At 67.6% G+C, this 11,203-nt stretch carries 10 protein-coding genes; 5 read left to right on the top strand and 5 right to left on the bottom strand.

The window, feature by feature from the left end; translation table 11 throughout:
- Positions 1-70 precede the first annotated feature (70 nt).
- The 4 genes from RKE40_RS28945 to RKE40_RS28930 all read right to left on the bottom strand — a co-directional run bounded on the left by RKE40_RS28945 (position 71) and on the right by RKE40_RS28930 (position 4,176).
- Entirely contained in the window at positions 71-670 is a 600-nt protein-coding gene (locus RKE40_RS28945; protein WP_316021620.1) for a TRAP transporter small permease subunit, read from the bottom strand.
- Positions 667-2,163, bottom strand: a complete 1,497-nt coding sequence (locus RKE40_RS28940) for an FAD-binding oxidoreductase (RefSeq protein ID WP_316021619.1) — start codon at positions 2,161-2,163, stop codon at positions 667-669. Before RKE40_RS28940 ends, RKE40_RS28945 begins: the two co-directional genes overlap by 4 nt.
- A 101-nt stretch (positions 2,164-2,264) precedes the next feature.
- Positions 2,265-3,011, bottom strand: coding sequence for a glucose 1-dehydrogenase (locus tag RKE40_RS28935; RefSeq protein WP_316021618.1), 747 nt, complete (start codon positions 3,009-3,011; stop codon positions 2,265-2,267).
- A gap of 178 nt (positions 3,012-3,189) precedes the next feature.
- Positions 3,190-4,176 (bottom strand): LysR family transcriptional regulator, encoded by a 987-nt coding sequence (locus tag RKE40_RS28930; protein WP_316021617.1) that lies wholly within the window; start codon positions 4,174-4,176, stop codon positions 3,190-3,192.
- Between the two features lie 237 nt (positions 4,177-4,413).
- On the opposite strand from RKE40_RS28930, the gene RKE40_RS28925 reads away from it, so the two are divergent.
- Together RKE40_RS28925 and RKE40_RS28920 are read left to right on the top strand one after the other, a co-directional pair.
- Positions 4,414-5,631, top strand: coding sequence for a CoA transferase (locus RKE40_RS28925; RefSeq protein WP_316021616.1), 1,218 nt, complete (start codon positions 4,414-4,416; stop codon positions 5,629-5,631).
- Positions 5,632-5,645: 14 nt separating this feature from the next.
- On the top strand, positions 5,646-7,307 hold the full coding sequence (locus RKE40_RS28920) for an acyl-CoA dehydrogenase family protein (RefSeq protein ID WP_316021615.1): 1,662 nt from the start codon (positions 5,646-5,648) through the stop codon (positions 7,305-7,307).
- A gap of 108 nt (positions 7,308-7,415) precedes the next feature.
- Here the strand turns inward: RKE40_RS28920 and RKE40_RS28915 are convergent, their stop codons facing one another.
- Positions 7,416-8,504, bottom strand: a complete 1,089-nt coding sequence (locus RKE40_RS28915) for a TRAP transporter substrate-binding protein (RefSeq protein ID WP_316021614.1) — start codon at positions 8,502-8,504, stop codon at positions 7,416-7,418.
- Positions 8,505-8,665: 161 nt separating this feature from the next.
- On the opposite strand from RKE40_RS28915, the gene RKE40_RS28910 reads away from it, so the two are divergent.
- The 3 genes from RKE40_RS28910 to RKE40_RS29825 form a co-directional block, all read left to right on the top strand.
- The gene (locus tag RKE40_RS28910; RefSeq protein WP_316021613.1) at positions 8,666-10,093 is read left to right on the top strand and encodes an aldehyde dehydrogenase family protein; all 1,428 of its coding nucleotides are present in this window, start codon (positions 8,666-8,668) and stop codon (positions 10,091-10,093) included.
- Between the two features lie 29 nt (positions 10,094-10,122).
- Complete coding sequence (locus RKE40_RS28905; RefSeq protein WP_390893564.1) at positions 10,123-11,028, top strand: NAD(P)-dependent oxidoreductase; 906 nt, start codon at positions 10,123-10,125, stop codon at positions 11,026-11,028.
- 55 nt (positions 11,029-11,083) lie between these two features.
- On the top strand, positions 11,084-11,203 hold a 120-nt coding region (locus RKE40_RS29825), incomplete at its 3' end, for a 2-oxoglutarate dehydrogenase E1 subunit family protein (protein WP_390893565.1).

Below are 11,203 nucleotides of genomic sequence, written 5' to 3'. Positions count from 1 at the left end.
AGCAGCAGCGCGCAGGCGCGGGCGGAGCGGGCGAGGGTCATGGAAGCTGTCCGGGAATCTGCGTCTGGGCTCACGGGGCGAGGCCTTCGGCCTTCGCCTGGTCGAGCAGGCGTTGGGCCTCGGCCTCCGCAGCGGCGGCGTGGCCGCCGGCCGCCTCTTCATCTTCGAGATCGCCGCGCATCACGGCGACCTGCTTGATGATCTCCGAGATGCCCTGGAAGCTCAGCATCACGAAGCCGATCACGACCAGGCCCTTGGCCGGCCATTGCGGCAGGCCGCCAGCCGACAGCGACTGCTCGTTGATCGCGTAGGAACGCAGGAAGAAGGGCCAGGAATGATAGACGATGAGCAGGGCGAACGGCATCAGGAAGAGCACATGGCCGAGCAGCTCGATCCATTGGCGGACCCGCTTGGGCAGCATGCTGTTCACGATGTCGATGCGGATGTGCTCCTTCACCTGCAGCGTCCAAGCGGCACAGAGCAGGAAGACCGCCCCGAACAGCATCCATTGCAGCTCGAGCCAGGCATTCGACGAGACGCTGAAGACCTTGCGGACGATGGCGTTCATCGTCGCGACGGCCACCGCAACGAGGATCAGCCAGGCAATCTTCTTGCCGATCTGGCCGTTGACCGTTTCGATGACCCGGCTGATCGCGAGGAGCTGTTTCATACCGTCTCCGACAGGTTGTCGAGGAGATCGCTCCTCAGCACTTTCTGGGGGTTCATCAGGTTCAGCGGATCGAAGCAGAGCTTCAGCCGCGCCATCATCTCGAGCTCGATCGGGCTCTTGTAGTGCTGCAGTTCCGTGATGCGCAGGCGCCCGACGCCATGCTCGGCCGTGATCGAGCCGCCGAGCTGCGAGACGATGTCGTGGACGATCCGGTTCACTTCCGGCAGGCGGGCCTGCCAGAGGTCAGCCGGTTCGCCCTCGGCCTGAATCGGGTTGAAATGGATGTTGCCGTCGCCGAGATGGCCGAAGGCGAAGGAACGGATTCCGGGAAAGCGCTGCGACAGCGCGGTGTTCGCCTCCGCGATGAAGCGATCGACCTGCGAGATCGGCACGGAGACATCGTGCTTGAACGACGATCCCTCCAGCCGCTGCCCCTCCGGAGCACCTTCGCGGATGCGCCAGAGCGCGGCCGCCTGCGCCGCCGAGGAAGCGATGACGCCGTCGAGCAGCTCTTCGGCCTCGAGTCCCGCCTCGAAGACCGGGAGCAACCGCGCTTCCAGCGCTTCGGCAGCGCCCTGGCCGGCGAGTTCGAGCAGCAGATACCAGGGATAGGCCTGTTCCAGCGGATCCTGGATCTGGCTGTTGTGCTTGCGCGCGATCTCGACGCAGGCGCGCTCCATCAATTCGCAGGAGGTGATGGTCTCGCCGAGCGCGGCCTTGGCGCGGCGCAGCCAGGCGACGGCCTGTGCCGGCGAGCCCGTCGCGAGGAAGGCGGTGGCCGTCGCCTCCGGCAAGGGCAGGAGCTTCAGCGTGGCGCCGGTGATGATGCCGAGCGTGCCTTCGGCGCCGATGAAGATCTGCTTCAGATCGTAGCCGGCATTGTCCTTGCGCAATCCGCGCAGACCGTCCCAGACGCGTCCGTCCGGCAGCACGACTTCGAGACCCGCCACGAGATTGCGGGCCGTGCCATAGCGGACAGCCTGGACGCCGCCGGCATTGGTCGAGAGGTTGCCGCCGATCTGGCAGCTGCCTTCGGCTCCGAGGCTGAGCGGGAACAGCCGGCCGGCTTCGCGCGCCGCGTCCTGGATGCTCGCCAGCACGCAGCCGGCATCGACGGTGATCGTGTCATTGTCGAGGTCGAGGGCCCGGATGCGGTTCATCCGCGTCGTCGAGATCACGATCTCGGAATCGTCGCCATGGGGCTGGCTCGCGCCGGTCAGGCCGGTGTTGCCGCCTTGCGGGACGATCGGCGTGCGGGTCCGGTGGCAGATCGCCACGACCGCGGCGAGTTCGGCCGTGTTCGCCGGCTGCACGACGAGCGGAACGCGGCCCTTCCAGCCATCACGCCATGCCACCATCAGGGGCTGCATCTGGTCGCGGTCGGTGATCACGCCGCGTTCGCCGACGATGGCGCGGATCGGCTCGAGAACCTCCCTTGCGAAGCGGGCGGGATCGCGCAGCAATCCGCCGGCGTCGCTCGAACTGTCAGCCATGTTCGTCCTCCTTTGCAGGGAAGCGCGGGCGCCGGGCGGCGTTACCGACCAGACCGAGATGAAGGGCGGATTCGTTCCGGAGCTCCGGCTCCGGCGTGGCCTCAGACGCTGCGGCCACCGTCGATGTCGAGGATCACGCCCGTCAGGAAGGAAGCCTCGTCGGAAGCGAGGTAGAGCGCCGCATTGGCGACGTCGTCGGGATGTCCGAGGCGGCCGAGCGGCACGATCCCGCGCATCTGATCCCGCATTTCGGGGGAATCCGTGCCGAGGAAAGTCGCGAGCAGCGGCGTTTCCGTCGCGACCGGCGCCAGCGCGCAGACGCGGATGCGGTCGGGAGCCAGTTCGAGCGCCAGCGTCTTGGTGACGTTGTGCACCGCGCCCTTGCTGGCATTGTACCAGGCGAGGCCGGGGCGCGGGCGATTGCCCGCCGTCGAGCCGACATTGAGGATGACGCCGCCGCCCTGGCTGCGCATCACCGGGACGGTCGCGTTGCAGTAGTGGAAGATCGACTTCAGGTTGACCGCGAAGACGCGATCGAACTCGGCTTCGGAGACGGCCTCGAACGGCCCCTTGGCGTGGCTCGAGCCGGCATTGTTGACCAGGATGTCCAGCTTGCCGAAGGCCTCGACGGTCCGCGTCACCGAAGCCTGCACCTCGGCCGCCTTGGTGACGTCCGACTGAATCGCGATCGCGGAAGCGCCGAAGCGGGCTGCGGTCGCGGCTGCTGCATCCCCGTTCCAGTCGACGACGGCGACCTTCGCGCCTTCCGCCACGAAACGCTCGACCATGGCCAGGCCGAGCCCGGATGCCGCACCCGTCACGAGCGCGACGCGATCCTTCAGACGCATCGACGTTTCCTTCCTTCCGCCCGCAGGCGTGCCCGGCTTGTCCGAGCTGCTAGGAGGCCTCGACGGCCAGCCAGTTGGCCGTCGGACCCCGGTTTCCTCCATCTGGCGGAGGTCGCCGCCGTCGGGCCAGTCGAGCTGGGCGCATAGCAGCTATAAGCGAAAAGGTAGGGGCCCGATTTCAGCCGATCGCTTCGGGGCTTTCCCGATCAGGGCGCGGCCGCGGTCGCGGGCTTTCGAGGTTGCGGGTGACGCCGCGCAGAATGTCGAGCGGAACGAGGCGCGCGACCTCGTCCTGCACGATCCGCATCACCGCGCGCGTCAGTGGCGTGATCGGCTGGTTCGCCGGCGTCGCCAGCACGAGCAGGGCGCGCATGGCGGAGGAGCGGAACGGGCGCACGCGGAGCCTTCCATCCCGCACTTCCCGGTGGACTGCGCCAAAAGGTAGCACGGTCGGGCCGACACCGCGCTCGACCAACTGCTTCAGCGCCGCGACGCAGTCGACCTCCGTCAGGACGCGCGGGCGTACGCCTTCGGCCGCGCAGGCGGCATCGACCACCCGGCGCAACCCGTTCTCCGGTCCCGGCAGGACACAGGCGCGGCTCGCCAACTCCGGCAGCGAGACCGGTTCGAGCGGCGCATCGGCACGCGCGGATGGCGGCTCGACCATGAACAGGTCCTCGAGCATGAGCGGCGTCGCGATCAGGCTGCGGCTGCTGCGCGCATCATAGAGCACGGCGATGTCGACCCGCGCGGCCTCGGTCCATTCGAGCAGCACTGCGCTGAAGGCCTCGCGCAACCGCAGCTGCGCGCGCGGAAACTCGGCGGCGAAACGCAGCGCGAGATCGGCCCCCATGCTTGCGGAGAGCGACGGCGGCATGCCGAGCGAGACGCTGCCGGTATTGTCGATGGCCCCGGCGGCGAGCTCGGTGCGGACATCCGACAATTGCCGCATCACGTCCTGCGCCACCTCCTCGAACCGGCGGCCGGCATCGGTGAGCGAGACGCCCCGGCCATGGCGGTAGAGCAGGCTCTGCTGCAGCGAGGCCTCGAGATTGCCGATCTGGCGGCTGAGCGCCGGCTGGCTGATGCCGAGCCGGACCGCAGCCCGCGACAGGCTGCCGGCCGCAACCGTTTCGAGAAAATAGCGGATTTGCTGGAGGTCCATGCTGCGGTCTCTTCGTGCTGGCCCTGTGGTAGCGGTTATAGCTCTTATCTACCAGACTGCATGGCCGAACCGGCTGGGATCGCTAGGTTGCGGGCCAGAGTGACCGCACCTGCCTGTGGAATTGCGAGCAAGGGAGCGGCGAACGAAGAGGAAGACCAGGGATGTCGCCCCGCTTGCCGGCAGATTGCCTTTCCAAGGACCACGAGCCCCCCTTCCCCTTGCCGGCTCGCTGACGCGATGAGCACGATCCTGAACGGGCTTCGCGTCGTCGAGGTCTCGGCCTTCATCGCAGCCCCCCTGGGCGGCATGACGCTGGCGCAACTCGGCGCCGAGGTGATCCGCATCGACCCGATCGGCGGCAATATCGACTATCGCCGCTGGCCGCTCGCCCCCTCCGGCGCCAGCCTCTATTGGGCCAGTCTCAACAAGGGCAAGCGCTCGATCGCGATCGCGCTCGACAAGCCCGAAGGGCAAGAACTGGCCAGCGCCCTGATCGCCCAGCAAGGCGAGGATGCCGGAATCCTGCTGACCAACCTGCCCGCCAGTGGCTGGATGGGCCACGCGGCTCTGTCGCAGCGCCGCGAAGACCTGATCAGCCTGCGCCTGACCGGCAATCACGACGGCAGCGGGGCCGTCGACTACACGGTGAACTGCGCCTCCGGCTTTCCGCTGGCGACCGGCAGGGGGGGCGAGCCGGTCAACCATGTCCTGCCGGCCTGGGACATCGCGGCGGGGCTCTATCTCGCAACCGGCCTGCTCGCGGCGGAGCGGGCCCGGCGCCTCGACGGCAAGGGCCGGCAGGTCTCGCTCGCGCTCTCGGACGTGATGCTCGCGAGTGTCGGCAATCTCGGCTACATCGCCGACTATCAGGTCAACGGCGCGGTGCGTCCGCCGCTCGGCAATGATCTCTATGGCGCGCTCGGCCGCGACTTCGCCACCGCCGACGGGCGGCATGTCATGATCGTCGCGATTTCCAACCGGCAATGGCATGCGATCGGCCGCGCCACCGGCCTGACCGAGAAGCTCGCGATGATCGGCCCGATGATGGACGCCGATCTCAACACGGAAGGCGGCCGCTTCACCGCGCGGGCCGCGATCTTCGCCGTACTCGAACGCTGGTGCGCCGCGCGCAGCCTCGCGGAGATCGAAGCCGCCTTCGACGGCACCGGCGTGCTGTGGGGACCCTACAGGGATTTCGGGCAGCTGGTCCGCGAGGATGCCCGCTGTTCGGTGGCGAACCCGATGTTCGGCACGATCGAGCAGCCCGGGGCAGGTCCGATCCTGGCACCCGGCTCGCCGCTGGCCTTCTCGGTCGGCGCGCGCCGCCCGCCCTTGCCCGCGCCGCAACTCGGCCAGGACACCGAGGCCGTGCTCTCCGACAGGCTGGGGCTTACGACTGCAGCCATCGGCAAGCTTCTCCAGACCGGCATCGTCGCCGGTCCCCGTACCGCCTGATTCCGGGATCGATCATGCCGAAGACGACCGACCACGACGCGCTGCTTTCGACCTGCGCCACCCTGCTTTCCGCCGCCGAAACTCTGCATGCGGCGACGCGTGCCGCGGTCGCGCAGTTGCTAGCGCCGGGCGGGCGGGTCGATGCCGGCCTCGTCGAGGCGCACCAGTTCGCCGCGCACGGCTTCGCCTGGCAAGGCACCTATGTCGAAGCGCTGCGGCAGACCCTCGCCTGGGCCGAGCGCCTCGCTGACAGCGGCCGGCTCGGCCCAGCGGACGCGGCCATGCTGCATCTGGGCTTCGCCGAGTATGGCGCACAGCTCGCCGGTGGCATCGCCATGAGCCAGACCGAAACGGTGCGCCCCTCGGATATGGGCGTGGCGGCGGATGTCGTCGCGGTCTTCGCGGCCGAGCCCGCGCTGACCCGTCTGTCGCACGCACCAGCGCTCGAAGCTGCAAGGCGGGCGCTTTCCGCCGAGCTCGCGGAAGGGCGCTTCGGGACGCTCGGCCTCGACGACGACATCCTGGAGGCGACGCGCGAGCAGTTCCTGCGCTTCGCCGCGAGCGAGGTCACGCCGCATGCGCCGGGCTGGCACGCCCGCGACGAGCTGATCCCGCTCGAACTCGTACAGAAACTCGCGGATATGGGCGTGTTCGGTTTGACGATTCCGGAGGAGTATGGCGGCACCGGCCTCGGCAAGGTGGCGATGTGCCTGGTCTCCGAAGCGCTGAGCGGCGGCTATATCGGCGTCGGTTCGCTCGGCACCCGCTCCGAGATCGCCGGCGAGCTGATCAGGCTCGGTGGCACCGAGGAGCAGAAGGCCCGCTGGCTCCCCAACCTCGCCTCCGGCGAGATCCTGCCGACCGCGGTCTTCACCGAGCCGAACACCGGCTCCGATCTCGGCAGCCTGCGGACGCGGGCGGTGCGCGAGGGCGATGTCTATCGCGTCCATGGTGCCAAGACCTGGATCACCCATGGCGCCCGCTCCGACCTGATGACCCTGCTCGTACGCACCGATCCGCAGAGCACCGACTATCGCGGCCTGTCGATGCTGCTAGCCGAGAAACCGCGCGGCAGCGAGGCCGATCCGTTCCCGGCACATGGCATGAGCGGCACCGAGATCGAGGTGCTCGGCTATCGCGGCATGAAGGAATACGAGATTTCCTTCGACGGGTTCGAGGTCCCGGCCTCCAACCTGCTCGGCGGCGTCGAGGGCCAGGGCTTCAAGCAGCTGATGGAGACCTTCGAGAGCGCCCGCATCCAGACCGCCGCGCGCGCGCTCGGCGTCGCCCAGAATGCGCTCGAGCTCGGCCTCGCCTATGCACAGAGCCGGGTCCAGTTCGGCAAGGCGCTGCTCGCCTTCCCGCGCGTCCACGCCAAGCTCGCCTTCATGGCTACCGAGACGATGATGGCGCGGCAGCTCTCCTATTTCGCGGCGCGGCAGAAGGATGCGGACCGGCGCTGCGACATCGAGGCCGGCATGGCCAAGCTGCTCGCCGCGCGCGTCGCCTTCAGCAACGCCGATTGCGCGCTGCAGATCCATGGCGGCAACGGCTATGCGCTCGAATACCCGATCAGCCGCGTGCTCTGCGATGCCCGCATCCTGTCGATCTTCGAGGGCGCGGCCGAAATCCAGGCTCAGGTCATCGCGCGCGGCCTGCTCGGCCGCGCAAACTGACATCCGGCGCGCAAAAAGAAGAGCAGGCTGCACCGCAGCCTGCTCCACAATCTGCTCCGACATCGTCATCCGGCCCGGGCAGCCTGCACTGCCCGGGCCGGATCGTTTTCAGCGCCGGATCGCCCGCAGGGCGACTGTGTCGTAGGAGTACTCGGAGACCTGGTTCCAGGTCGCCGATTCCGTCTGGAAGCGGCGCATGCTGTCATAGAGCTTCTTGAAGTCGGCATTCTTGGCCGAGAGCTCGTCATAGAGCTCCATCGCCGCCTTGTGCGCGGCGTCGATGACCTCGGCCGGGAACGGACGCAGCTTGGCGCCGCTGGCGACGACGCGGCGCAGGGCCGGCGGGTTCAGGACGTCGTAGCGGGCCACGGTGTCGACGTTCGCGAGGGCCGCCGAGGCGGTCAGCGCTGCCTGGTAGTGCTTCGGCAGCTTCTCCCACTGTTCGACATTGATGAAGAAATGCTCCAGCGACGTGCCGTCCCAGAAGCCGGGATAGTAGTAGTACGGCGCGACGCGATAGAGGCCGAGCTTCTCGTCGTCATAGGGACCGTTGAACTCGGCCGCGTCGATCGTGCCGCGCTCGAGCGCCGGATAGATGTCGCCGCCGCCGACCTGCTGCGGCACCGCGCCGAGCTTGGCCAGGATGCTGCCGCCGAGGCCGGAGATGCGGAACTTCAGACCCTTGAGGTCGTCGACGCCCTTGATCTCCTTGCGGAACCAGCCACCCATCTGGCAGCCGGTATTGCCGCCCGGTAGGCCGACGACATTGTGCTTGCGGAAGAACTCGTCGAGCAGAACCTTGCCTTCGCCATGATAGGCCCAGGCGTTCTGCTGGCGCGTATTGAGGCCGAAGGGTATATGGGTGCCGATCGCGAAGGTCGGGTCCTTGCCGACATAGTAATAGGCCGCGGTGTGGCAGATTTCGACCGTACCGTTGCTTACCGCATCGAGAGCCTGCAGCGCCGGGACCACTTCGCCGGCGGCGAAGACCTGGATCTGGAACTTGCCGTCCGTCGCTTCGGCAAGGTTCTTCGCCATCACCTCGGCCGAGCCATAGAGCACGTCGATGTTCTTCGGGAAGCTGGAAACCAGCCGCCAGCGGATCGTGGGTGCGCTCTGCGCGATGGCGGGCGCCGCGATCGCCGCACTGCCGACAGCGCCGGCCGCAGCCGTTTTCAGAAAGTCGCGTTTCCTCATTGCTTCCTCCGGATACCCCCCGACTCCCGAGAGGTTTAATTCATTGTATGAATTTATAATTCAAATCTAGCATGAGGCTCCGGATGGTGCTAGTCGAATTTCATTCCCGGCCGCTCCGAGGCGCGGGCGGTTGATGAAACCATCGATGGAGTGCTGCAGCGATGCTCGAGAAGAATCTGATTGGCGGAAACTGGGTCGGCGGCGCGCAGGCTCTCGAAATCCGCAACCCCTCCGACCTCAGCGACGTGATCGCGACCTACGGCCTCGCCGGCAAGAGCGAGGTCGAGGCGGCCTTCGCCGCCGCCCGCAAGGCCCAGCCGGCCTGGGGCCGTGCGACGCTGGAGCAGCGCTCGCTGGTGCTCGAGGCGATTGCCCGCGGCATCTTCGACAACAAGGACAAGCTCGCCCAGATCCTCGCCCGCGAGGGTGGCAAGACCGTTCCGGATGCACTCGGCGAGGTGACGCGCGCGGCCCATATCGCGCGCTTCTTTGCCGGCGAAGCCTTGCGCATGCCGGGCGAGAAGCTCGGTTCGGTGCGGCCGAACGTCGATGTCGAGATCACGCGTGATCCGGTCGGCGTCGTCGGCCTGATCACGCCGTGGAACTTCCCGGTCGCGACGCCGATGTGGAAGATCGCGCCGGCGCTTGCCTTCGGTAACGGCGTGGTCTGGAAGCCGTCCGAGAAGACGCCCGGCATTTCCGTCGCGATCGCCGAAATCGTCGCTGCTTCCGGCATCCCGGCGGGGGTCTTCAACCTGCTGATCGGTGCCGGCCCGGATGTCGGCGCCGCCGTCATCGCCAATGCCGACGCGATCTCGTTCACCGGCTCCTCGACCACCGGCCGGCGCATCGCCGTCGCCTGCGCCGAGCGGCTGATCCGTTGCCAGATGGAGATGGGCGGCAAGAACCCGCTGGTCGTGCTCGACGATGCCGATCTCGAGCTCGCCGCCGACCTCGCGGTCAACGGCGCCTTCTTCCAGCAGGGCCAGCGCTGCACCGCGTCGAGCCGCCTGATCGTGACGAGCGGCATCCATGACGCCTTCGTCAAGGCCTGCGCCGAGCGCGTCGCCAAGCTCCGGGTCGGCCATGCGCTCAAGGCCGACACCCAGATCGGTCCGGTGATCGACGACAGCCAGTTCCAGAAGAATCTCGGCTATATCGACATCGCCAAGGGCGAGAATGCGCGCCTGGCCGCCGGCGGCGAAGCGCTCGAACTCGACACCAAGGGCTACTACATCGCCCCGACGCTGTTCGCCGATACTACGAACGCGATGCGTATCAACCGCGAGGAAGTGTTCGGCCCGGTCGCGACCGTCATCCGCGTCGCCGATTACGAGGAGGCGCTCGCCGTCGCCAACGACACCGATTACGGGCTGTCGGCCGGCATCTGCACCACCTCGATGAAATATGCCCGGCATTTCCAGCGCAATGTCGAGGCCGGCATGACCATGCTCAACCTGCCGACGGCCGGCGTCGATTACCACACGCCGTTCGGCGGCCGGAAGGCGTCGAGCTACGGGCCGCGCGAGCAGGGTCGCTACGCCGTCGAGTTCTACACCCAGATCAAGACCAGCTACCTGCTGGCCTGAGCGACAGGACCAATCCGGAGGAAACGCTCATGACCAACCCGAAAATTGGTTTCATCGGCCTCGGCAGGATGGGGCGCCCGATGGCGTCCAACCTGCAGCGCAAGGGCTTCGCGACGCTGTCCTATGACGTCAATCCCCAGGGCATCGCCGCCCTGGTCGAGCTCGGCGGCCGTGCCGCCGGCTCGATCGCCGAGGTCGCTCGCGAATCGGACATCGTCTTCACGATGCTGCCGGCCCATCCTGAAGTGCGCGCCGTCGTGCTCGACGGGATCGTGCCCAATGCAAGGCCCGGCACGCTCGTCGTCGATATGAGCACGATCGACCCGCTCGCGACCGACGAGGTCGCGGCGGCGGTCGAGGCCGCCGGCCTCGGCTTCGTCGACGCACCGGTCGGCCGGCTCGCGACCCATGCGGATCGCGGCGAGTGCCTGTTCATGGTCGGCGCGTCCCAGGAGCATTTCGAGCGCGTCAAGCCGATGCTCGAGGCGATGGGCACGACGATCCATCATTGCGGCCCGGCCGGCGCCGGCATCCGCATGAAGGTGGTGAACAACTATCTGGCGATCGCGGCGTGCCAGCTCAACGCCGAGACGCTGACGCTCGCGGCGCGCTTCGGCCTCGATGTCGAGCGCACCATCGACATCCTCAACGGCACCACCGCCAATAACGGCCATCTCAAGACCAATTTCCCGGTCAAGGTGCTGGCCGGCGATATCGAGCCCGGCTTCCAGATCGACCTCGCCCACAAGGATCTCGGCCTCGCCTTGACCTCGGCCTCGTCGATGAAGGTGCCGCTCGCCATGGGCGCGGCCGCGCGCGAATGCCTGCAGCTCGCCCGCTCGCGCGGCTTCGGCGGCAAGGACTTCTCGGCGCTGCTCGATGCCTGGTGCGACCTTGCCGGCGTCGAGGCTCCGCGGCTGCCGTCCAAGAACTGACCCAGAACTGACCTTCCGTAGCCGAAGCCGATAGCGCTTCCCGAAAGCTGCCACCATGACCGTGCCCGTCGCGACCGAGAGCGCGTACCTCCTCGACTTCTATGCGCGTTACCGCCGCGACCCGCTTTCTGTCCCGGCTGACTGGCGCATCCATTTCGAGGAGATGGAGCCGGAA

This window comes from Allobosea rubneri, assembly GCF_032464875.1.
Taxonomy (GTDB): domain Bacteria; phylum Pseudomonadota; class Alphaproteobacteria; order Rhizobiales; family Beijerinckiaceae; genus Allobosea; species Allobosea rubneri.
Note: the sequence above shows the minus strand (reverse complement) of the source record. Positions and strands in the feature narration are given on the sequence as shown.